The sequence below is a fragment of the Marseilla massiliensis genome (assembly GCF_016899855.1).
Taxonomy (GTDB): Bacteria; Bacteroidota; Bacteroidia; order Bacteroidales; family Bacteroidaceae; genus Prevotella.
Map to the genome: position 1 here is coordinate 1 of NZ_JACJJG010000008.1, position 22,301 is coordinate 22,301.

At 39.0% G+C, this 22,301-nt stretch carries 22 protein-coding genes and 2 pseudogenes; 17 read left to right on the top strand and 7 right to left on the bottom strand.

Annotated elements, in window-relative coordinates; genetic code table 11:
- The 13 genes and pseudogenes from H6A34_RS03185 to H6A34_RS03250 all read left to right on the top strand — a co-directional run.
- Nucleotides 1-225 (top strand): transposase (locus H6A34_RS03185; RefSeq protein WP_205103410.1); only part of this gene is annotated, 225 nt, incomplete at its 5' end.
- Nucleotides 226-305: 80 nt separating this feature from the next.
- Nucleotides 306-587 carry a site-specific integrase gene (locus tag H6A34_RS03190; protein ID WP_205103411.1) on the top strand — a complete coding sequence of 94 codons (282 nt, stop codon included), beginning with the start codon at nt 306-308 and terminating at the stop codon, nt 585-587.
- 172 nt (nt 588-759) lie between these two features.
- Nucleotides 760-1,572 (top strand): DUF6043 family protein, encoded by an 813-nt coding sequence (locus H6A34_RS03195; protein WP_205103412.1) that lies wholly within the window; start codon nt 760-762, stop codon nt 1,570-1,572.
- 182 nt (nt 1,573-1,754) lie between these two features.
- Nucleotides 1,755-2,069 (top strand): MerR family transcriptional regulator, encoded by a 315-nt coding sequence (locus tag H6A34_RS03200; RefSeq protein ID WP_021963327.1) that lies wholly within the window; start codon nt 1,755-1,757, stop codon nt 2,067-2,069.
- A gap of 139 nt (nt 2,070-2,208) precedes the next feature.
- A pseudogene (locus tag H6A34_RS03210) lies at nt 2,209-3,383 on the top strand (DUF3987 domain-containing protein).
- A 547-nt stretch (nt 3,384-3,930) separates the two neighbouring features.
- A complete protein-coding gene (locus H6A34_RS03215) occupies nt 3,931-4,830 on the top strand; it encodes an Abi family protein (protein ID WP_205103415.1) in 900 nt (299 codons plus the stop codon).
- 199 nt (nt 4,831-5,029) lie between these two features.
- Nucleotides 5,030-6,661: a 3'-5' exonuclease gene (locus tag H6A34_RS03220; RefSeq protein ID WP_205103417.1), complete on the top strand. Its 1,632-nt coding sequence runs from the start codon at nt 5,030-5,032 to the stop codon at nt 6,659-6,661.
- A gap of 2 nt (nt 6,662-6,663) precedes the next feature.
- The gene (locus H6A34_RS03225) at nt 6,664-8,418 is read left to right on the top strand and encodes a hypothetical protein (RefSeq protein WP_205103419.1); all 1,755 of its coding nucleotides are present in this window, start codon (nt 6,664-6,666) and stop codon (nt 8,416-8,418) included.
- 25 nt (nt 8,419-8,443) lie between these two features.
- Nucleotides 8,444-9,490, top strand: coding sequence for a helix-turn-helix transcriptional regulator (locus tag H6A34_RS03230; protein WP_239480737.1), 1,047 nt, complete (start codon nt 8,444-8,446; stop codon nt 9,488-9,490).
- Nucleotides 9,491-9,543: 53 nt separating this feature from the next.
- Nucleotides 9,544-10,059 carry a WG repeat-containing protein gene (locus H6A34_RS03235; RefSeq protein WP_205103425.1) on the top strand — a complete coding sequence of 172 codons (516 nt, stop codon included), beginning with the start codon at nt 9,544-9,546 and terminating at the stop codon, nt 10,057-10,059.
- A 369-nt stretch (nt 10,060-10,428) separates the two neighbouring features.
- On the top strand, nt 10,429-11,919 hold the full coding sequence (locus tag H6A34_RS03240; protein WP_205103427.1) for a reverse transcriptase domain-containing protein: 1,491 nt from the start codon (nt 10,429-10,431) through the stop codon (nt 11,917-11,919).
- Complete coding sequence (locus tag H6A34_RS03245; protein ID WP_205103429.1) at nt 11,912-12,805, top strand: hypothetical protein; 894 nt, start codon at nt 11,912-11,914, stop codon at nt 12,803-12,805. Before H6A34_RS03240 ends, H6A34_RS03245 begins: the two co-directional genes overlap by 8 nt.
- A gap of 5 nt (nt 12,806-12,810) precedes the next feature.
- Nucleotides 12,811-13,680, top strand: a complete 870-nt coding sequence (locus H6A34_RS03250) for a DnaB-like helicase C-terminal domain-containing protein (RefSeq protein WP_205103430.1) — start codon at nt 12,811-12,813, stop codon at nt 13,678-13,680.
- A 61-nt stretch (nt 13,681-13,741) separates the two neighbouring features.
- On the opposite strand, the gene H6A34_RS14900 is transcribed toward H6A34_RS03250, so the two are convergent.
- The 4 genes and pseudogenes from H6A34_RS14900 to H6A34_RS03265 form a co-directional block, all read right to left on the bottom strand.
- Entirely contained in the window at nt 13,742-13,888 is a 147-nt protein-coding gene (locus H6A34_RS14900; protein WP_239480738.1) for a hypothetical protein, read from the bottom strand.
- Nucleotides 13,889-14,195: 307 nt separating this feature from the next.
- The gene (locus H6A34_RS14905) at nt 14,196-14,522 is read right to left on the bottom strand and encodes a hypothetical protein (RefSeq protein ID WP_239480739.1); all 327 of its coding nucleotides are present in this window, start codon (nt 14,520-14,522) and stop codon (nt 14,196-14,198) included.
- Nucleotides 14,519-15,569 (bottom strand): annotated as a pseudogene (locus H6A34_RS03260) (relaxase/mobilization nuclease domain-containing protein). The gene H6A34_RS14905 and the pseudogene H6A34_RS03260 overlap by 4 nt, the downstream one beginning before the upstream one ends.
- On the bottom strand, nt 15,566-15,916 hold the full coding sequence (locus H6A34_RS03265; protein ID WP_205103432.1) for a plasmid mobilization protein: 351 nt from the start codon (nt 15,914-15,916) through the stop codon (nt 15,566-15,568). The pseudogene H6A34_RS03260 and the gene H6A34_RS03265 overlap by 4 nt, the downstream one beginning before the upstream one ends.
- A 484-nt stretch (nt 15,917-16,400) precedes the next feature.
- Between H6A34_RS03265 and H6A34_RS03270 the strand changes: the two genes are divergently transcribed.
- From H6A34_RS03270 to H6A34_RS03280, 3 genes are all read left to right on the top strand, one after another.
- A complete protein-coding gene (locus H6A34_RS03270; RefSeq protein WP_205103434.1) occupies nt 16,401-16,712 on the top strand; it encodes a hypothetical protein in 312 nt (103 codons plus the stop codon).
- Between the two features lie 307 nt (nt 16,713-17,019).
- Nucleotides 17,020-18,261 (top strand): site-specific integrase, encoded by a 1,242-nt coding sequence (locus tag H6A34_RS03275; protein WP_205103436.1) that lies wholly within the window; start codon nt 17,020-17,022, stop codon nt 18,259-18,261.
- Nucleotides 18,254-18,490, top strand: coding sequence for a helix-turn-helix domain-containing protein (locus H6A34_RS03280; protein WP_205103439.1), 237 nt, complete (start codon nt 18,254-18,256; stop codon nt 18,488-18,490). Before H6A34_RS03275 ends, H6A34_RS03280 begins: the two co-directional genes overlap by 8 nt.
- 518 nt (nt 18,491-19,008) lie before the next feature.
- Here H6A34_RS03280 and H6A34_RS03285 read toward each other — a convergent pair.
- The gene (locus H6A34_RS03285; protein WP_205103441.1) at nt 19,009-19,539 is read right to left on the bottom strand and encodes a hypothetical protein; all 531 of its coding nucleotides are present in this window, start codon (nt 19,537-19,539) and stop codon (nt 19,009-19,011) included.
- A gap of 61 nt (nt 19,540-19,600) precedes the next feature.
- On the bottom strand, nt 19,601-20,140 hold the full coding sequence (locus H6A34_RS03290) for a hypothetical protein (protein ID WP_205103443.1): 540 nt from the start codon (nt 20,138-20,140) through the stop codon (nt 19,601-19,603).
- A gap of 475 nt (nt 20,141-20,615) precedes the next feature.
- On the opposite strand from H6A34_RS03290, the gene H6A34_RS03295 reads away from it, so the two are divergent.
- On the top strand, nt 20,616-21,518 hold the full coding sequence (locus H6A34_RS03295) for a phage/plasmid replication domain-containing protein (RefSeq protein ID WP_205103445.1): 903 nt from the start codon (nt 20,616-20,618) through the stop codon (nt 21,516-21,518).
- Nucleotides 21,519-21,574: 56 nt separating this feature from the next.
- Here the strand turns inward: H6A34_RS03295 and H6A34_RS03300 are convergent, their stop codons facing one another.
- Entirely contained in the window at nt 21,575-22,159 is a 585-nt protein-coding gene (locus tag H6A34_RS03300; RefSeq protein WP_239480740.1) for a DUF6642 family protein, read from the bottom strand.
- Nucleotides 22,160-22,301: the final 142 nt, after the last annotated feature.

Consider the following 22,301-nt stretch of genomic DNA (forward strand, 5'->3'; position numbering starts at 1 on the left):
AACTCGCTCATGGACCTGCACGACAAAATCCTGCTGCGGAAAAGGGCGCTCATTGAAACCGTCAACGACGAACTCAAGAATGTATGCTACATTGAACATACCAGGCACCGCAGCATTGACGGTTTTGTTTCCGACCTGATTGCAGGGCTTATCGCATACAACCTGCTTCCTAAGAAACCGTCACTCAATATTGACATCATTGATAAAAGCAGGCTTATTGCATAAGATTATTATACCGAACTCACGTTAAAGAGTTATCCCAAACCGTGCCATCATTGGCTGTGAAGGTTCGGACCAAGTTGACCATGAAGCAAAAGAAGCAGGTAGATGATGGGAAAATCACAGTGGAACGTAACAGCAAGGGAGAGGTGATGATGCCTCGCTACAATTGTGTCACCACACATACGGCACGCCGCAGCGGTATAACCAATATGTATCTTACACACAAATACACCATTTTACAGATGATGCACGTGAGTGGACATAAGACACAAAAGACATTCATGGACTACATCAAGCTCTCATCAGACGAAATCGCAGACGAAATTGATGCCATAACCAACCAAACAAGAGTGGACGTGTTTTGAAAAATATGCTTCAAATATAATAGCAGATGTGCAAATTTTGCACATACTAATGTTTCGGATTGAGGTTGTTTTGTAAAATAGTGTTGCGCATTTCTTTTGCGCATCAAAATGCCTTTATTTTTGTCCTTTTCAAACATTCAATATAATAGTGAGTAAAAACGATAAAGTGTCTATGAAGGATAAAGATGAAGTGCAGGTATGGCTTGAAGCTCATCCGCAAGAATATGCCCAATTTGCAGCCAGGATGAACGAGCAAGGTATTTGTGGCATATTAAAATTGGGTGAGGAAGCCTTTTTGTCATCGCCTGTCTTTAGGGAAGAAATAGAAAAGATGGTTGCCGCTGGACATCTTGAGGCATCTGCCCTATTGGAAATTCTCTCTATGTCCGATTTCGCAGCCAACTACTTCAAGGGAAAAGAAAATGACAGGATGGCTATGGCTGCATGGATTAAGTATGGAGAATCGCCTGAACTGATAGTCAATGAATTGAGAAAGGCTATGGTGGAGCAAAATAAGCGCAAGTACAGAAATCTGATATCCTCTTTGCTCAAATTGTTCTGGAATAAGTTCTTCCAAAGACGTTGTCTACAATATCGTGAGCGCGGCAAATCCAATAACCAAATTGCAACAGGCAATACATTCCTGACTTTGCTTTCCTCTCAAGATGAGAGCATGGTGAAAAGAATTGGGGAATGGACAAGCCGCCAATGCACAGGCATGAGCACAGCCCACTTGTATATAGCCCTTATTGAAACCGGGGAGATTAGCCCTAAGATGCCATTGACCCGATTCGTGGATGCGATGCGTGCATCGTTCCCCAATCATACCATAGTTGGTGTACGGCAATTGCAGAAAAGCGTAAGCTACTTGCAAAACCTTTCGCCTAACCGGAAACAGTACGGCAAAGATGAACCCGAACATCGCTTTGCCATTGATGCTATAAAGGCAAAAGTTCTGCTCATAAATACACAATCGAATGCTTGAATTCGATTCGCTTAAATTCGTTCAGTTCGTTTTCAGATTCGCGAACTGAACGAACCCTTATACCTTTTTAATTCAGCTGATTGCCATATACCTTTGCACCATCACTCCATGTTGGAGCGGTGGCGTTTCTGTCTTCAATCCGTCGGCAGGACCGGCCTTAACCAAGACGGTAAACAGATATTATGGACGATTTATTCAATATCCTCAACGATGGTAAAGCCCACGTGAAAGTGGAAATGAATGCCGCAGACTTGAAGGCATTCTCGGATGAACTTATCCGCCGTGCCAAGGATGAACTTGGCTCCATGGTGGAAGCGGCCCGTAAGGAGCGGATGCTTTCCAAGGCGGAGGTAAAAGAGTTGTTCGGTGTATGCGATGCAACTTTGTGGCACTGGGACAAGAAAGGCATTCTTAAACCCGTCAAGACAGGCAACAAGGTACTTTATCCCGAATATGAGGTGCGCAAGGCGCTCGGTAAACGTAACCAAATTATCTAAATGTATGGACAACTCTGTTACTTTCCCTGTCGGTATATTCCCTGCCTCAATCCGAGACATTGTGGAATCGCTGCAAAGGTACGAAAATTACCAAATTGATTTCACTTCCGCTGCTTTCTTGACTGTATTTGCCGCAGCTATGGGTAATACGTGGTCGGCACGTTTTATGACCGGGTGGGTAAGCCATCCTATCATCTACATGGTGCTGATAGGCCCACCCAGTTGCGGCAAGACACCGCCATTGCGCCAGGCAGTTACTCCTCTGCTGAAGTTGGATGAAGCCTATGATCGTGTATATTTAAAAGAAATCAGCCTGTATCGCAAATGGGAACGGCTTACTGCCAAACAGCGCAAGCAGCAATCCATGCCGGAAGAGATGGAGATGCCGCAGCGCAAGTGTCATGTGGTGGTCAACTCTACCATAGAAGCCCTTATTTCAGCCATGCGTGACAATCCCCGTGGAGTGCTCATCTACAATGATGAGATGACAGCCTGCTTTCCAACTTCAACCGTTACAACGGTTCGGATGAAAGCTATTTTCTGAGCCTGTTCAGCGGCACGCCATTCAAATATACCCGGAAGTCGAACAATGAGTACATCTTCCTGTCACAGCCTTATTGTTCCATTATCGGCTCGACGCAACCCGGTATGCTTTCCGCGTTATTTGGTGGTAAACGCTCCCTGAATGGATTTTCTTCACGTTTCTTGAAGGTCTATCCCCATATCTCAACAATGCCTTCCTGGAACGAAACTTCCATGCCGGGAGAGGTATTGGAGGAATGGGAGCATATCATCCGAAAGGTAGATGGCATAAAGCCGCCTACTGCACAAGAGGGGAAAATAAACTCCATTGAACTTTCCTTTTCATTGTCAGCGAAACATCGGTTGATAAGCTGGAAAAACGAGGTGAACAGCCGTATCTATTCAGACTCGGAAAACGAAACGGAGAAAGCCTTGTGTGGCAAACTGGAGACTTACATAATCCGCTTTTGTCTTGTCATACAAGTTATGCGTGGTATATGTGGAGAAGCTGAAATAAAAGAGATTGACGAAGAGAGTGCCATGCGTGCCATCATGTTGATTGAATATTTCCGCGCGATGGAAAGCCGCATAACTCCTGAAATAGAAGTAGGAGTATTGGACTTACGCCACACCGAATTGCTTGTCCTCTTGCCTCAATCTTTCACCACATCCGAAGCTGTTGCCACCGGTAGGAAAATAGGCTTGTCAGAATCCACCGTCAAAAGGTTCTTGCGAGAAGGCGCACGTGATTTCATCCGCAAAGAGGCGCATGGACATTACAGCAAATTCTGAAATATCAATGACACTTTGACATTTTGACACGATGACACTTTCCTCCAAACAAGAAACAGATGGCTGTTCTTTTACGGAAACAAACTATCTGTTTTTAGATCGCTTTATTGCTAAATAATCCTCTATAACATGCTCAAACTTTGGCTTTTTGTCGCAAATAATTTATATTTTTTGCAACAAAATATAGTATAATGACAGTTATTGTATCTATTATTCGTTAATTATCAATATCTTTCTGTTAAAAAGATAGAAAAGTGGATTTATAGGTTCTGCCTACATTCTGAAATGGAGAGATTTAACGTATTTAATTTTTGTGTGTATGAAAATCATGTTTATATGCTCTCAAATCCGTTTGTCTTGATTTCCTGTTTTAATGCTGTGGTGTAAGAAAAGATAGTGCTTAGAAAAGGTATTTTGAAAAAGGGTGCGGAGAATTTTGACGAAACATTTTGTGCTTTGAAGAGAAAACTGTATCTTTGCACCATTAGAACCTGCCAAGCCTCTTAACAATGCTCAAATCGGCGGGTCGTTTTTTTATTATAGGTACATGAAAACAGGTTTCCCCAAGCCATACTCAACACCAAAAGAGATTGTCCAGCTACTCAAAAGCCGCGGAATGCACTTCTGCGATGAGGGCAAAGCGGAAAGCTATATGATGAATATCGGCTATCACAGGTTGTCTGCTTATATCTTTCCGTTCTACAAAAGTCCAAAAAGCGACTTGGCCTTGAAGGGCGGTACGACCTTTGAGCAGGTGATGACGCTTTACCGTTTTGACAAGAAGTTGCGTATCGTGCTTTTCAATGAAATAGAAAAGATAGAAGTGGCAATCCGCAGTGTGTTGGCAAATATGGGATGCCAAGAACTTAACGACAAGTATTGGATAACAAAGGCTGAATACTTTGCCAACGGTGAGAAATTCAACCAAACGCTGGCAGTCATAGAAAAGGAATTGGCATCAAGTAAGGAAGAATACATTGAAAATTTCAGGCACAATTACATTGAGGACTATCCTCCGGCATGGATGATAACCGAGGTCTTGTCTTTCGGAAACTTGAACTACATCTATTCCAATATTGCAAGCAACCGGCTGAGGAAACTTATTGCCGACTATTTCGGACTAAAACCGCAAGTATTCACTTCTTGGCTTACTGTGCTTGCCAATTTGCGCAATATGTGCTGCCACCATGCGAGAGTATGGAACAGGGATTTTATGCTCAACCCAGCAGAGCCACGTAAGGCTTCTAAAGTCTGGATTGATACGTCCAAGCTGGATAAGAAAAAGGTGTTTTATCGCTTGTGCATTATCAGGTATTTCCTTTCCGCTGTTTCTCCAAGTAACAACTTTAATGCAAAAATAGCAGACTTATTATCCAAGTTCCCGCCAATAGACATCGTGGCTATGGGCTTTTGTAAGGATTGGCAGAATGAATCCCTGTGGCAGTAAGGTAATCATTCGCTAATCAACGTATAATAAAATGGCACTAACAGTTTTGACTGAAAGTGCCCTAATTATAACGCAATTTGCGAGATTTAGTTTTATTACGAATATAGAGTTCGTATTTATTTTGTAACTTTGCACCATAAATGTTATTGAATAACAATAAGGATATTAAATTCCTAAATAAGAACAAATATCGTAATTTATGAGGCTAGAGAAATGGTTTATATCAAATTTGGACGATTCTCAACGACAAATTATAGTCAGAGACCCCAATGAAAATTTGATTGTACAAGGAGCTGCAGGTAGTGGAAAAACTAACCTTGCAATACATAGAGCAGTACAAGCAAGTGCTTATAGTGCCTCTTATGCCTTAGTTGTATACACTCGTGCCTTAAAACGAATGGTAGCTTATGGATTAGACGAACTCGACTTGGATAAAGAACGTATCGCCTATGACTGGGCTTGGAACCATCGTGGATTTGATTTAATAGGCGATGTATATTGCCAATGTAAAATTACTACTGATGTTAATGGTTATCCTAAAATATTCATAGTTAATGGGATTTCAGTCAGGACATTTGCCTATTCTAACCAAGGAAAATTTAAAGTCAACGACCCAACGAACTCTATACATGGAATTTATAAAGAAATTCATTGCGTGTTAAATGGCTCTGCTATTGAGGGAAATAGCTTTTACCGAAAAACTGAAACGTTGACCATTTTGGATACTTCAACAAATCGAATTGTTGAAGGTCAAGCATATGTATTCGTAGAGGTTCTAAATGAAAAACTATATATTTTTCAGGATGGGAATATTCGCGAATTTGAATTTGTAGGGACGGATTATTCCAAAGCCAGTGAAAAATATCCAGATTCACTTTTAGTTAGCATAGACTTTGCTGATTGGGTTGCATACTCTTTTTATAGAGCCTTTGGAAGAAGAGTTAAATGGTTTAGAGAAGTCAATGAACATTCTCATGTGAACTTAAATAGTATTGACTATATGCTTATACCCAGTGGCACACTATTTAAAAAAGCAGAAAATAAAATTGACTACTTGATAATCGACGAGGCGCAGGATTTTAGTGTAGCTAACTATATAAGCAGATTTATCCCCAAAGTAAACAAAAGTCTCACCTTGTTTGGAGATTCTGCACAAAAAATCTATCAAAATCGTGGTGCAAGTATGGACGAAATAACTTCTGCATTACGATATAGAAGATTATTCCTGAAATATAATTATCGTTTGCCTAAGTCTATTGCAAGAATGGCTCAAGACATTGTAATACCATCAGTGGATCTTATTACGGACAACATGAAAGATGGAGGTAATAGTGATTATCCTCAATATCCTAAACCTGTAGTTCAAAAGTTTAAGAGCAAAGAGGATGAACTTAAAACGATTGTCAATAAGATAAAAATGGAGGATTTAGATGATGTAGCCATTCTTGTACCTTTTGAAGAAGATGTCAAATATGTACATCAGTTTTTCCAAGAAAAAGGAATACAAACGCAAGTGCTCTATCGCACTCGTAAAGAAGTACCTTATCATACAATTGACACATTAGACTTTACAAACATTGATTTGCCATGCATATTGACGTATCATTCTGCAAAAGGTACAGAATTTGATAATGTCTTCATACCATTTGCGAATAACGAAGAACTCATAGATAGAAATGCGTTCTATGTTGCTTGTACTCGTGCATCATATAGCTTATGCATATCTTTTTCCAGTAGTAAGGTAACACGCTTTCTGAACAATGTAAAACCGTCATGCATAGTGGAAAAAAATGTTCCTGCAGATGCATGGACTGAAACAAGGAAAAACTAAAGATGAAATATTGGATTATTATAGATTCTTGGAATTTGATGGAGACTTTCATAACAGAAAGCTTATCTCCGTACAATTTCTACGAACGGCGTTCATTTGGCAATGATTTGACCAGATATATAAACAAGGAGGGGTCATTTACTAATTTACTCCTATTTAGGGATGAGCCGTTAAGTGAATATGCAATTCAAGTTGATGAAACCCTCTTGAACAAGGAGTTGCTAACACCTGTATCAAAAGGAAAAATAACATGTTACTCATACCCGACCACGATTTATTATAAACGAGGTATGATATCATTCCGTTTTATGAGCGAAAATGCCATAAAATCATTTGTCGCTGAGTCTAAAATAATAATAGAGGTCAAAACGATTGAGAAATACATAGATTCATTCTATATCCAGCCTGATACAAACTTACATCCAGTCAAATTCGATAGAACCAGTTCTATTCCTTTTAATATGGATGATTATATCCGGAAAGACAATTTGTTTAATTCTATAAAGGGGGCGATTATTGCATATACATGCGGTGTCTTAACTAATACTTCGCAGAAGAATCAAACCTTGGTATTGGCTTTGAATGAACTTAAGAACCAAGTAGCGGGGTTAAACACTAATATAATGATTAGCGAAGGTGTGATTCCCAACTTTGTTCCTGTCAAAAAGGCTTTAGCAACTGTACAAAATATTATTTCTTCTGATAATCAAGGTATAGAGACATCTGTAGATGTTTTAAGGCATATCGTAAATGAGATACTTCCATTGTCCATCAAAAGATGTGCTGAAATAGCGAAACGCAAATCTCCTTCTTATGATCAAAAGCTGGAACAACTAAAAGAGAAAGAAATAGAATGCTCAAAAAAACTTGATGTTTTAGAAGATCAAAACATCAATGAAGCAAAGAATGAACTTCAACAAATTAAAAATCTGGAGGTTGAAAATGGTTTGCGTGAAGGGAAAAAACGAAAGTTTTTCCCGAAAGGAAGTAGTGTATATATTCGAAAAAAAGAATTGCAGGAAATTATAAACAGATTTAAAGAAAATAACGCTGAGTATAAATCCCTAAAACATGAACTCAAAAATATTAAAGACGAGTTGTCCTTTGCAGTATCAGGAACTACACAATATGATGCTTCATTAGAGGCTCTCTTTACAAGGTTCAGTGACAATATTAATAATATTCTGAAAACGTTAAAAAAACAGATTTCCACTTCAGAACAAACCGTAACGCTTGATAATATAGTTTTCCATAAAGGGCTGCATATTATTGAGGACGAAAGTGATATTGAATATCAGTATTTTGATATTGTATTAAATTTCATTCTCAATAATCCCAACGGAAAAAATAGTGTTGTTTCTGACAATAGAATACTTGACATAATAAGTAATACAGGTAAGATTTTTAAGGAAAAATTCCCATCTCTTGATGCCAAAGGAGATCTTATCTTAAATACAATTAGAGATTATTGGCAATACAAAAAGCAAAAGAAAGATAATTTTTCAATACCACAAGATATGCCTGTACTTCAAGCGATTCTGTCCTTCTTTATAAAATCAAGGGGATTTGACCAAATTGAAAGGTTTATGATGAATAGAGCATATCATCATAAAGAACTTGCTTATATGCTTTGTGGTTGCTTAATGGGGTATGCAGCCCTGCCAAAGACTTTGACATCTGTTATCTATTCTCAAGATAAACAAAAGATAGAAGAGTGTACCGAAACGTATCTGTTTAACTTGCTAAAAGAAATATAGGTTTATGCCGAAAAACAAAAACGCAATGACAAGGTACAAAATTTTGGACGAGCTATTATCCAATAGGTACCATAATTATTCACTTGATGACTTAACCGAAGAGGTAAACAACCAGCTATCCGAAATAAATCCAGAAACTGACGGTGTTGGTCGCAGGACGATAGAAAAAGACATTGAATATCTTGAATACAAAGGTCCGTTTGATGGCGTGGACATCGAACGTTATTACATCGCAGATGAAAGGACTGGCAGAAAGAAAATGTGCCTTCGCTACGCCAATCCAAACTTTTCAATATTCAACAAAACTCTTACTGATGATGAAGAATATCTGTTAAAAGAAGCTTTGTCGCTGTTGGGACAGTTTGACGGGCTTCCAAATTTAGAAGGATTAGAAGGCCTGAGACTCGGACTTGGCGTAAAGCATAATGAAAGAAAAATTGTATCTTTTACAAAGAATCCACTTGAAGGTTCGAATATCTTTGGCAAGCTTTTCACTGCAATTTCCGAACGCCAAGTAATAGAATTACATTACCATAAATTCAATACTCCAGATAAAGGGCAGACGGTTGTTATATATCCATATTTGCTGAAAGAATATAATCGCCGATGGTATTTATTCGGTTCAGTCGAAAGCGACCTGAAACTTTTAAATTACGCTCTTGACCGTATTGATGATGTCGTACCTCTACCGTCACACAAATATATTGACTATGAAGGTGACCTCAATGAACGGTTTGAAGACATTGTTGGTGTGACATTGTTTGATGACAGTCCGCTGTATGAGATATATTTTTGGGTGAGCGATTTGTCAAAAGATTACGTTGCCACAAAGCCTATCCATGAATCACAACGTACACTGAATGATGCGAAAACATCAGAACTCAGAGAGAAGTATCCCGTACTTAATGGTGGCCGCTTCTATCGAATTGACTGCAAAGAGAATTACGAGCTGATACGCGAATTGGCATCTTTTGGCAAAGAACTTGTAGTGCTTGAACCATCTGAGATTCAAGACAAGATTTGGGAGCGGATATGTGAAATGGAAGCAGAATATCTGAAAGTACGAAAATAGAGTTCGTTATACGTTGTTACCTTTGCAGCAGAAAACAGATAATAGAGGTGAAAATGAAAAACATTGTAGAGAAGAATTACGGTGAGGTAACAGTTGTTGAGAACTCTGATTACAAATGGGGCGTAATAGACAGTAAAGGAAACGAAATTGTTAAATTCGGTAAGTACGATTGGATTGAAGGCTTTGAACAAGGATTATGCAGGGTGAAGATTGGGAAACAGTCTTCTAATCTCGCCAACAATGACAACAAGTGGGGAATCATCAATGAAAATGGAGAGGAAGTTTTGCCATGTGTATATGATGAGGTTTGGATGTTTAAAGGCAAGAACCGTTATTCTACGAGAGTAGTCAAAAATGGAATTGCAAGAGAAGTTTATTTCCACGACCTTAATCCGTCGTTGCCTAAACGAGGTGCAAAATCTCATAATTACAATGATGAATATCTTGGAGAACGGAAAACGTATGATGACTATAATGGAACTTATGTTCAAGATGTAATGGGATGGAGTGACCAAGAAATAAATGATGCATTGGACGGAAAGCCTGATGCCTATTGGAATATTGACTGAGCAAATATAAATGGCTTAAATGCAAATTTACCCTTTATTACGAATAAAGATTTCGCAGTAATGATGTAACTTTGCAATCGAATAATTAAAACAAAGCGGTCTTTGACATTTCTGTCGACTGAAACTACATTTTGAACTTCGTCTTGCGTGGCGCAAGCCCTGCTCTTTCGGGAGCAGATTCGCGGGATGTCTTCTTGCTCATCTAGGCTTGAAGATAACAATGTCCAATCGTTAACGTGATACACTTATGGTGTTATTATGTTTGATGTTAGGATTTTGATAGTTTATTTGTATAGTTATATATTACATAAAGAAAAGAACGTTTCAGTACAGATAAGTCAAGACCGCTTTTTATTTGTATGAACCAAAATGGATAAAACAGAAATAGCAACACTGGCACACTGCATGGCGGACAAGGATGACATTCTTGCTCTGCTCAATCGTCTTAAACAAGATGAAATGGCGGAAATGGGACAGATTGATAAGTTTTATCCATTTACGATGAAACATATAGCCTTTTATTGTAACCCCAATCACACGTTTCATCGTTACAAGCAATTCAAGATAAAGAAGAAATCAGGCGGTTATAGGCAGATAACTGCACCGAGGAATCAAAGTTTCATGCTGCTGTTGCGGTATGTAAACGAGATATTCAAAGCCGTTTACTCCCCATCTGACTATGCAATGGGCTTCACTGAGCAACGGTCTGTCGTAACCAATGCCAATGTCCATAAGAGCCAAAACTATATATTAAACATTGACTTAAAAGACTTTTTCCCAAGCATAGAGCAGCCGCGCATTTGGAAGCGCCTGCAACTAAAGCCTTTCAATTTTCCCATACCTGTGGCTAATGTGCTGGCAGGTATGTGCTCGATGAAAGAAACACGCACGCTTGAAGACGGAACCAAGAAAGACTTTTATGTGCTGCCACAAGGTGCGCCTACGTCTCCAATCATTACAAACATGATTTGTGACACGCTCGACCGCAGGCTTGCCGGACTTGCCAAACGTTTTGGACTGCGTTACACACGCTATGCAGACGACATAACATTTTCGTCAATGCACAATGTGTATCAAAAAGACGAAGATTTTCGTAAAGAGCTGGTGCGGATAATACAAAGTCAAGGCTTCACAATAAATGAGAAGAAGACCCGTTTACAAAAAATAGGCGGCAGGCAGGAAGTTACCGGCATAATCGTAAGCGACAAACTGAACGTAACCCAAAAGTACGTGCGTGACATACGCAACATACTTTATATTTGGGACAGATACGGTTATGGTGTGGCATATTCCAAGTTTTTCCCGAAGTACAAGAAAGAAAAAGGGCATGTGAAAAAAGGCAATCCTGACCTCGTGAATGTTCTTGACGGGAAGCTGATGTACATGAAAATGGTCAAAGGTGAAGACGACAGCGTCTACAAGCGTTTGCATGATAAGTTTGAGAAACTTGTCCGCGAGACACGTGACCCGTTGAAAACCACCGCCCACTCAATCACATACGTGGAGACCATACCATTGTTGGATTTTGAGAAGAAAAACACCACGGAAGTGATTATAACAGAGTCTGAAACATCAGTGGAGCAGACTATGACGGACAACGGAGAACAGTTCAAGCCACACCGTTATGCATACTTCATGCTCGACGGTAAAAAAGTATTCGCCTCGGTCAATAATGGTGTAAAGCCAGAGCAGGAAACGCGAAAAGAGCTGCTATCAATATCAATCTGCCGCGACAAAAATGACAAACAGTTCTGGCTTATCCATCTCAGCAAGAAAATTACCGTTCCTCCGTTAGAACCAGTTGACGTGGATGAACTGAATAAAGAATTGGATGTTTTATTAAATATAGGACATGGATGAAAAATTAAAATCAACCATAAACAAGATAGTAATACTCTCAAAACAGGATGAAGAGTTTAACAGAGAGTTGCGGAAAGCGTTAAATCTGACGTTTTCCGCAAACGTCGTGTCTGAATCATCCTCCGTTCAAAAAGATGTTAAGGCCATTCGTGAGGCACTTGACATAAGGGCGAACTACAGCATTTCATACGACTTTATCAGACAGCAAAGATTGCGTGACCAGCTGACAATAGATAACCTGCGGATGGAGAATGCGGCCCTGAAACTGACCGAAAAAGAGCAATACCGCTTTTATGTATTTTGCGTCAACGCCTTTTATCAAATTGAAAATATTATCAACTACTATTATTTCACCGCTTATCCTGACATCGGCGATTTACAGCACGCGATAGAGACAGGCACAAGTCAAGAAGCAGAAAAATACCAATACCATAAGAGCAACGATGTAAAAACAGTTGCCGACATTGCCATCTCGCACAAACTCAATGCTTTCTGCAATACATTTTTCAAAAACGACAGGATTAAAATAGACTATTCAAATCTGCGTAGGGTAAGAAACGAAGGCGAACACCGCTGTATGGTTATTATCGACGATAAGGATGAGACAAACAGTCTTTACAAGTTTTTAAAATTCAATACATTCAACAGCGTGAGAATTTTGCTGAAGAAACTTGTAAATATAGTAAAACAGGAAGTTGAGAACAACGCGCAAATAAAAGCCACTACAGCAGAGATAACGAATTTACTGCCAAGTGCATGTTTTATAAAGTATGATAATAAAACCGCTCAACTTCCAACAAAACTGTTATGTAAGATTAGGAACAAATGCACTGGTGACAAGGTCTTACTTTCAATAAAAGGAAACACAATTATAGATGTTGAGTAAATTATATGGATAAAATCGCACATATAAAAGAATTTATAAACAGAACTTATAATGATAAAGATGTTATTAACTCAGTTGCAATAAACACAGACTTTAAAGATATAGACAATATTGTCGGAGGACTCATACCCGGAGAATTTGTCGTTATCGGTGGCCGTCCAGCAATGGGTAAGACGACTTTTGCACTTAATATGGCGGTTAAAAAGGCCATTGGTGGTGTCCCTGTGGCTTATGTTTCAACTTGCCAGAATGAGCAGCAACTTTTGTCAAGGGCATTGTCCATTGCTGGCGACACTTCAGGTAATCCATCATCATCACAATACGATGCTGAGAAATCACCGCTATCCGAATTAACGGCGTCACCGTTTTTCCTGTATTTCAATCAAGATCTCACAATTGATGCACTCACAGGCGACCTCAAACAGTTTGTCCGACAAAACGACATAAAAGTAGTCTATGTGGATTATCTTCAGTTCATAGCTTATAATGAGGGTTTTGACGCCAACGACACTATTGGCAAAATTTGTTTTTTGCTGAAGAAACTGGCTGTCGAATTGCAGATAATAGTCATAGCAATATCAGAGCTTAACCGTAATTTGGAACACCGTGAGGGAGTAGACGGAAAAATACCTCAACTGTCAGACTTACGTGGTTCTTGCTTCATAGAAGAACTTGCTGACGTCGTACTGATGGTTCACAGACCTGAATACTTCGGAGTGTTTTGCGATGAATATGGAAATGATTTGCATAATCTGTTTGAAATTATAATAAGCAAGAATTCCTTTGGCAATACTGGGAAAGTTAAGTTATATCTGAACAAGAACAGTGGTTATTTGAGTAGTTGGAATGATTATCAAAAGATTTCATTTTCATAAAATGTGAGGATGTTTCTACACATCTTCCACATCAGCGGTCCATCATTATTCATTATAATTTTTAATTGCCTTTCTCGCTTTCTTCACTTTTCATCTTTTCAAGCTGCCTGTGGAATACCGCCAACATGAAATCCAATCCGACAGTTTCCACCAGCTTCTCGTATGCCCCAACGGGCACGGCAAGCTCCGGGTAAAGTTCTCTAATCATGACGGTGGTTACTTTGTGCTTGTCAGCGACCGTCCTCAGTCGTCTGTTCCCCTCACGGTATTCGTGCCATTGCACCCAACTGGCGGCAGACAGCACGAAGAATACGAGAGTGCAGATAATGGCTGCCCGTAAATAAGGGTTCTTGTACCAGCCTCGGGGATTTTGTGCCAGAGTGCTTTTATCCGCTTGGATATTGCATTGTATTTTTGGAGGAATAAGAATCCTCTTGTCAGCGGTTGGCTCTTTTGTCCGTTACCTGAAATTCGTCGGCTTTCTTCTATATGCCCGGCCAGCATATTACGGATGTCTAGCAGGATGCCGTACCTTGTAGGTATCCACATTTGAGTTTGTCCTGCTCGTTGGCATCCATATTCGCCAGCAGGCTTGCCCCTACTTCATCAATCAGAGATTTCCGGTAGGCGGCGATGGCTTCCTTGCTCCTGAAAATGTCATTGATGTTGTCCGCCGTGCTGCCGCCAGAGAAACAGATGCACGGCTCCAGCTTCACTTCCAGCCTTTTCAATGCCTCGTCCATGTCCGAGGTATCCTTTGATTTCACAGTGGTCTTGATTTCCTCGATGTCCTCCGCCAATTCCCCGATTAGGTCTGTCAGGTTTTGCATTTCGTCTTTCATCTTCTAATCTTTCTTGGCTTGTACTTGTCCTTTTCCTTGTCGCTGTCGTTTCCTCCACCGCCTCCACCGGATCACACTTTGGCTTGGTGCGGCTGAACATACAACTCAATGAGCATATCAACAGTTACACGGACTATGCTTCCGTCCGTTTCATTGAAATATTCGCTGCATTCCGGGTTTGCCGATGTCTCGCCATGTTCAATGATTGTCACAGCATTCCACAATACAGATGTACTGTCATGACAGATAACGCTTGCGGTCGCAAGGTTTGGCTCGCCAACGTTAACGGTCGCTTGCCAACGCAAGCCGTCGCAGATATTTCCACCCAACAGCCTGTCTATTTTGTAAAAGCCCACACTGCGGTCTTTCCGTGAGCTGCTGAACAATATTTCATCTTTCGTGAATGACACTCCGATTATATTGCGCGTTACGCCTGTTGAACTTGAAGTTCACCCCGCTGCCTTGCTTGGCCAGCCTGTCGCACAATTCCGACCAACTGTTACAACGGGGCAAGGCCGCTTTGACGGCATCACGGATTTGGTATTTCACCTTGTCCTTGCCGCGCAGACGGTCACGTTTCACATTCACCTTGCTTTTGGAGAAATGCAGGTTGTATTCCCTCGTGAGAGCCTTGCACACCCCCACGTTGCGTATGGCATCGTTCCGATCGCTGATGGTGTTTCCGTCATTGTCAACCCTGTTGGCCACGATGTGCAAGTGCTGGTGTTCCCTGTTGGTGTGACGGCATACAATGTATTGAGTGTCCACAATTCCCATGCGCTTCATGTACTCACGGGCGATTTCGGCCATCAGTCCATCCGTCAGCTTGGGCATGTCCTCGTGGGCGAAGTCCAGCGAAGTGTGGTATGTCGGATTTTTCAGCCTGCGCCTCGGCTTGTCATCAGCCTGTCCTTGCATACTTCTTGCAATGGCTGCGTTGCCATCAAGACGCACATCCTTGTTGTCGATAAGTCGCGCTTTCTTCGGGTTGTTCACGTAGTTCACCAGCTTGGCGAAGCTCGCCCGTTTCTTCAAGTCGCCCATCATATATCCGCGATGATTTTGTTGAACTCGTCCAGCAAGTCGGTGATTTTTCCTTTGGTTCTCGGAAAGCCTTGTTGATGTGCCATCTTTGCCGGTTGGTTCAGGTTGTTGCATCCACCCTCCAGCATTCTGATTTGCCGTCTGTCCTCCTGTGTCCGTGCCGCCACGACTTTGCCGTGCAACGGTAGTTCGCGCAGGAAGTGCGACGGTTTCTTGCCGGCATCGGTTATCCTTTTCATGATCGTTTTCCACTCGGCCAGCGTAAGCCGCGTGGATATGATCTTTGTCTGAGCCTTGTCCTTTACGGCTTTGGGGCGGCCTCCCTTATTCAATCCTGTTTGCTGTTCCATAATTTTTGTCTTTTGCGATTTTGTGACTGTAAAAAACTGAGATTGAAGCAATAGAAATCGAAGTGCAAAATGCCTGTTTTTTGCTTCGCGAACTGCGATTTATCGCTCCGTTGCAACAGCAATCGGCAAATAGCTTTTGTGGGCAAAACGGATTTTGTGGCCACAAAAGTACAACTTGCTTGGCAAATCCTGCATTCCGAAAACATATCCAGACAGGTCTGTTTAAGGCAGAATCTTCAATCCGAAGCCAAAGGAAAAGTTACCAATGTTCTAACTTCCCATGATGTTAGGGACTCTTGGTTTGGGAATAATACAATTATAATGCTCGAAATGCTTTGAGTATTGGGTTTCCTCTAACAAACACCCTGCAATCCGAAGTTCAATGTTTGTGAGTAGTTTGATACATAGGTAATGCGACAACTCAATGTGTTGGTTCATGGTTCTATGATTTATTGGTTATAAAAGTCGTGTTCACGAGAAACCCATGTTTGACGGATTATGCAACTCAACTTCTCATGGAAAAGGTCAAAAGTTCAATAATGTCAAAGTGTCATTGTATCATTCTACATTTGGGAAATTACAAAATGGTCGAGATGGACGAGAAAGGAATTTCCAGAAAGACCTGATGGTTTTGAATCGTAACTATACAGATACCAGAGGGGAAGCAGTCTCTGCCATTGAAGATGCGGATTTAATCCAACCTTTCATCAAATTGATGATTAAAAGCATTCGTTTAATGGCATTTAATCAAAGTAGTTTAAGTGCGTTTATAAACATTCAACCGCACAACTCATAGGTAACTTTATAGGTAACTTCTCGGTTTACGGTAAATAGAAAAACTCCGAAACACTTGATTACTAAGTACTTCGGAGTTTCTTGGGTGGTACCACCAGTTCTAATACAGGTTGCTCCCATTTTCCTGCATTTTTTAACTAAAATAATTTGGTTGCTGATTTTCAGTTACTTGTCCGACTATCTGTGATTTGGAACTTTCGTTCTTATTTCCATTATTCGCAGAAAACGAGGCGAAATGTTTTACCAATGTTTTACCCCGTGACTTACAAGCAAAAACGAATGTCGAACCGAATTAAATAAAAGTAGAAATGACCGTAGCAAAATTCAAAGTTGTAATCAGACGGGAGAAGCTATCGAAATCCACAAATGAAGCACCAGTGTGTTTACGTATCACCAAAGACAGGAAGGTCACTTACAAGACATTGCTGCACGTTTCACCAAACTATTGGGATGAAAAAGGGCAATGCGTAGGAAAACATCATCCCAACGCAACGGCGTTAAATGCCATAATCTCGCAGCGGAAAGCCGAATTGGAGAAAGAGACTTGTATGCTGGCTTTAAATGACGGCTCCGTAAGTATAGAAACTATCAGGAACAAAATTAACGACAGATTTTCATTTGATTTGTTTGAGTATGCCGATAGATATATTGAAAACCTGCGTAAGAACCAAAAGCACGCCACATACAAGAAATACAAATCAGTAATAAAGAAATTGCGTCTTTATGTCGGCAAGGGAAATTTACCAATAAAATCAATATCATTGGATTTTATTGAAGCGTATGAGAATTACTTGATGAACAATGTCGGTAACAATAGGAATACCACCACCGTCAATTTAAAGGTATTGGCAAAACTGGTAGGGGATATTTACCGCAATTACGATTTGGATGAAACGGGCAACCCGTTCAGAAAAATAAAATTCAAGAGAGAACAGACAGAGAGAACGTATTTGGGAATAGACGAAATCCGTAAAATTCAAGATTTGAAATTAAAGCTGCAAAGTCCGTTATATGATGCACGGGAATTATTTTTGTTTGAATGTTATACAGGCTTTAGAATATCAGACATACTTACATTAAAATGGAAGAATGTAACCAGTGGCAAAATATCAATCCGTATGCGTAAGACGGAAAAAACGCTGGTTGTTCCGATGAATGACTTTGTAAGGTCTGTGTTGGACAAAAGACGTGCGGTCGTTGAGAATAACGGAGGACAGGTATTACCAAATAAGTATGTATTTAATATCTTGAAAGTGGATGTGGAAGAAGTAAACGCACAAGATGCGTTGAACGCTATTAGTTCCGCAACTGCAATTATAAACAAACAACTGAAAAAAATTGCAGAAAAAGTTGGTATAGAAAAGAACATTTCCACTCATGTCGGACGACATTCGTATGCAACGGCATTGCTTACAAGTGATATACCTTTGCCCGTAATAAAAGAAATGCTTGGCCATAGTGATATAAAAGTAACACAAATTTACGCAAAGGTTGTGGATAGTAAAAAGGACGAAGTTGTAAATTGCCTAAACAAATTGTATCATGGATAATTCAAACTTGTTTCTTACTTCTGAAGATGTTGCCACAATATTAAGAGTAAGCAAGCGTACATTGCAAAATTACCGTTCCGAAGGGAAACTGATGTATTACAAAGTTAGCCCAAAGGTAATTCGCTATCGTGTGGCAGATGTGGTCGAGTTCTTGAAGCAGAGTAATTGTTGTTCTTATCAAAAAGATAGAGTGAACGAACTTATAAGAAAGTGTTTGGTGAAATTATAATCGTAACTGTAATAACTGCAATGGGAGGACGTATTGTTATGTCCTCTTGTTTTTTTATATAACTATACCCAATTCCAAAAAGCAATTCCAAAGGAACTAATTTTTTTGTGTTCAGATGGGCAAGTTATATTGAGTAGGGAAATATGCGTGAAGTCCTTTTATTATGGGGAAACGCTGTATATTCACCATAACAATTTGGGTATACCAAATAAGAGAAAATGGGGTAAAAATGCGGTTGTGTAAAAATATACTTAATTTTGCAGACAGCTAAGTGGCATAGGAGGAAAAGGTAAAATGACAAGAAAAAAGGATTTACCCTCCCCCATTAAGTAGAAATAGAGTTATAGCTATTTGCGGTAGTTCGCTTAAATTTAGAAATGGATTATAAGGTGAGATGTTTTTTATCGTTATTATGATAACTAATTTATTTTGTGAATTTAATGCCTAACAAACATCTACAAACAATGTTACATTTTGATATACTCGTGGATTTGTCGGACGAAACTTTGAAATAGTAACTATAAATAACGTAGCTTTTTGGCTGTTTTTACTTCGTCCGTATCGGTAAAATATACCACCACTTCTGGAAGTAGAAGTTTAATGGAACATTCTGGCTGACAATGACGTTTAGGGTTGTTCCACTTGCTTACAAAAAACACATTACAATCAAGGGAATGGAAATCTCTTTTACGGTCGTTTATACATTGTTCGTTTGTTTCGATTGAAAGTAGATGAATAAACATATTCTCAGCAATGTCTATATCTTCTTTATTATAGCGGTTCCCCAAAGCACCTATCCAAATATTTCTTTTATTTGGAATTTCTCTTATATGGTGGTCTTTGTCATTAAATCTTTCAGGGACAGTCCTTGTCGTTTGGCCGCAATAGTATGAGTAATTTTTAGCGTTGGGTTTCTTTCCCTGTACTAAATATAAACGGCAATCTATGTTGTCATTCTGACATAACCAATCTTTCGTTTCCTCTATACTGTGAAACGGACCATACCAAGATATTACGTAGGTCTTCGATAAAGATTTTTTTGTTCCCATTTGAGCTTATATCAATATGGATTTTAGTCTATTCAAAAAAGAAAGTTTTTCATATCAACATTTATTTTGCCCTATAAATGGCTATTTCATATTCGTTGGCGTATCTCTTGCTGTTTGAAACTTCCATATAGACGTTTCCGTTTTTTGTTGTTTTGCGGTATCGTTTTACATTTGCGCCGTAAACGTCAGGCAGTGGTTTACCCGTATTGGAACGGACATTAACGTCCTTGCCTTTATCCACGTACTTATAACCATAATCAACTGCCTTTTGTATGAAGTCTGTGGCCGCATCCGCAAACAAACGCAATGTCATCTGTACAACGACACCGTTTTCAAGAGCTTCCATTCCGACAAAGCAAGTCCCGAAATCATAAAAGAAAGTTAGTCCGACAATCTGCACAGGCTCAACGTCAAACTCTTTTTCTATCGTAGCAATAGTGAAAAACGATGCTCCCAAAAATTTGGTGTAGTATTTAGGAGTAAGGAATGCTGCACGTTTTTCTTCGGGCGTACTCGGTACATTGTTCTGTGCAAGACAGAATTGGCTGATGGTGGCGAACAACATCGCCCAAAGGATTGATTTTAAAGGTCTTTTCCCCATTTTACATTTTATTTAGTTCAACAATAATCTGTAAAACGACAACGGAATGGGCGAAAAAAAACGCAGAGCCGTCGCCTATCGTCTCGTGGTTCACCACAAACCATATCCAGTATAGGCTAAGACCCTGCGTTGTGCGCAGGATTTGCCTAAATACTGGATAATAGCCATCATTCTTTTTCGAGGTGGTGATTTCGAGACGAATTAGGCTGTATGTCTTGAAAAGAGAGCTTGCTCCCTTATTCGGTTACAAAGTTAGTTATTTTTAATGAGATAACAAATCGAACGTCTTGTAAATATAAAGCACACGATAAAAAATAAAATCCGTGGCTTGGTTTTTGCCAAAAGGAACTAATGCTAAACCAATACAATAGCAATTTTGCCTCTTTCAAATAAAAGTCTTATTTTTGGTGTAAATAGATTATAATAACGTTCTATATTTTGTACCTTTGCCATTAAAAATATAGATAACCGTGCAATGATAGACCGTATAAAAATCTATATAGAAAATGTTGAGTTTGACGAGGTTGAGAAACGTCTTCATTTATTAGCATATGGAGAAAGTTGGGATAAAAGTTGGGTATATTCTTCACAAATAAAGAACTTAAAAGTCTTTTATAAAAATAAAAGATTAGAATTGAGTGGCTCCCTACATAAATATGTAAAAGGAAACAATTTTTCCATGTTTACATATAAAGAAGCCAAGGATGCGCTATGCGAATTATCTGATTATATTGGAATACCATTAAAACAATTTATTGTCACCAGCATAGAGTTGGGGATAAATATACAGTTAGATAAAGACGTTGCCCATTATCTTAATATAATACATTCTTATAAATCGCATCCGTTTATTTTAATGTCACCGCTAAAAGGGACAAGTAAATTTAAAGGATGTAAATGTGTTTTTTCTGAATATGTAATAAAATTTTACGATAAGACATTTGAAGCTCAGAAAAGTCATATATCTAAAAAAGAGCGTGCCGAAATTCCCAATAATTTATTGCGTTACGAGATAAAGTTATCACGTAAGCAATTAAAAAGTTTGGGTTTTACAAATGTTACAGGGCAGAATTTATTAAGTCCATTGCATTATACGCGTTTTAAGCGTTTATTGAAAAGAGTTTTTGATAAAATCATTTTCGATAACACATTGGATTATACGGGTTGTTTGGAAGATGATATGAAAAGACATATCTTTGCAGTATCCGATAAGTACGGGTATTATCTGCAATGCTTAAAATTTTATTTTGGCGAAGCTGAATATCGCAAAGAAAAGCGTAGAACAAATGAATTGCTAAAAAGAATGTCCTTACTTCCGAAAGGTGGACTGGAAACTGAATTGAAATCTAAATTTGAAACAGCTATTTCTAAAATATAGGTGAATGTAAATTTTCCATACTCCAATATATTGAAATAGAATAGAGGAGTATAATATCAGAATATTGTAAATTTAAGAGTATTTACTAATGTTGAGTACTTGTTAATGATGTTCTTTTTAATTGTAGTATAAGTTCGGTATTTATTTAGCACATTAAAATATAGCAATTCAAAAGCACTGCTTTCTATATACGGTATATCTTTTTTATATCCTGAAATTAGGGAGCATCCAGTGCGGTTTATAAAGTCTTTGATGTTCCTTTCCGTTGTGTTTAGGGTTGAACAACTGCCAATGTGTACAATTTTGCCGTTTAATTTGCCCTCTAATATATCTGCAATCTCTTTTAGTGTGATATACTCTTTTCCAAAATAAATGCGGTTTTTACGTCCATGATACGCTATGTATAAAAAGGTGTAGTTTGAGTATCGTTTTTGCGTGAACGCTTGCAACCCCTTTATAAAATCCTCTTTTGTGGGACATTTGCGGTAAATGTATTTGGTCTTGGAAAAAGTAAATAGCAAATCCAACATCGGTTTTATGCTTTGTTTACAATGCGGATGTTTGTTCCAGTTACCTTCCAAACAATAAATATGTCTTTGTTTTGTGTTTGTACCTTTCATATTTTGCTTAATTGTTTCCATAAATACAACAAATATAAAAGTAATCGTCTAATTTGTTAGTCATTACACTAATATTTGTTTCCGTACCAATAATTACATCAAATTATATTGCAAAGTTACGAAAAAAGTTTTATCTTTGCAAGTGTAAATAATTGATAATCAG

Bases quoted from the DNA above. Each gene is read 5' to 3' on its own strand.
- H6A34_RS14900 (WP_239480738.1), bottom strand. From the start codon at position 13,888: ATGATTAGAGAACTTTACCCGGAGCTTGCCGTGCCCGTTGGGGCATAC.
- H6A34_RS03235 (WP_205103425.1), top strand. From the start codon at position 9,544: ATGAAAAACATTGTAGAGAAGAATTACGGTGAGGTAACAGTTGTTGAG.
- H6A34_RS03200 (WP_021963327.1), top strand. From the start codon at position 1,755: ATGGACGATTTATTCAATATCCTCAACGATGGTAAAGCCCACGTGAAA.
- H6A34_RS03240 (WP_205103427.1), top strand. From the start codon at position 10,429: ATGGATAAAACAGAAATAGCAACACTGGCACACTGCATGGCGGACAAG.
- H6A34_RS03250 (WP_205103430.1), top strand. From the start codon at position 12,811: ATGGATAAAATCGCACATATAAAAGAATTTATAAACAGAACTTATAAT.
- H6A34_RS03290 (WP_205103443.1), bottom strand. From the start codon at position 20,140: ATGGGGAAAAGACCTTTAAAATCAATCCTTTGGGCGATGTTGTTCGCC.
- H6A34_RS14905 (WP_239480739.1), bottom strand. From the start codon at position 14,522: ATGAAAGACGAAATGCAAAACCTGACAGACCTAATCGGGGAATTGGCG.
- H6A34_RS03215 (WP_205103415.1), top strand. From the start codon at position 3,931: ATGAAAACAGGTTTCCCCAAGCCATACTCAACACCAAAAGAGATTGTC.
- H6A34_RS03220 (WP_205103417.1), top strand. From the start codon at position 5,030: ATGAGGCTAGAGAAATGGTTTATATCAAATTTGGACGATTCTCAACGA.
- H6A34_RS03285 (WP_205103441.1), bottom strand. From the start codon at position 19,539: ATGGGAACAAAAAAATCTTTATCGAAGACCTACGTAATATCTTGGTAT.
- H6A34_RS03195 (WP_205103412.1), top strand. From the start codon at position 760: ATGAAGGATAAAGATGAAGTGCAGGTATGGCTTGAAGCTCATCCGCAA.
- H6A34_RS03265 (WP_205103432.1), bottom strand. From the start codon at position 15,916: ATGGAACAGCAAACAGGATTGAATAAGGGAGGCCGCCCCAAAGCCGTA.
- H6A34_RS03190 (WP_205103411.1), top strand. From the start codon at position 306: ATGAAGCAAAAGAAGCAGGTAGATGATGGGAAAATCACAGTGGAACGT.
- H6A34_RS03300 (WP_239480740.1), bottom strand. From the start codon at position 22,159: ATGGAAACAATTAAGCAAAATATGAAAGGTACAAACACAAAACAAAGA.
- H6A34_RS03275 (WP_205103436.1), top strand. From the start codon at position 17,020: ATGACCGTAGCAAAATTCAAAGTTGTAATCAGACGGGAGAAGCTATCG.
- H6A34_RS03270 (WP_205103434.1), top strand. From the start codon at position 16,401: ATGTTTGACGGATTATGCAACTCAACTTCTCATGGAAAAGGTCAAAAG.
- H6A34_RS03225 (WP_205103419.1), top strand. From the start codon at position 6,664: ATGAAATATTGGATTATTATAGATTCTTGGAATTTGATGGAGACTTTC.
- H6A34_RS03230 (WP_239480737.1), top strand. From the start codon at position 8,444: ATGACAAGGTACAAAATTTTGGACGAGCTATTATCCAATAGGTACCAT.
- H6A34_RS03245 (WP_205103429.1), top strand. From the start codon at position 11,912: ATGGATGAAAAATTAAAATCAACCATAAACAAGATAGTAATACTCTCA.
- H6A34_RS03295 (WP_205103445.1), top strand. From the start codon at position 20,616: ATGATAGACCGTATAAAAATCTATATAGAAAATGTTGAGTTTGACGAG.
- H6A34_RS03280 (WP_205103439.1), top strand. From the start codon at position 18,254: ATGGATAATTCAAACTTGTTTCTTACTTCTGAAGATGTTGCCACAATA.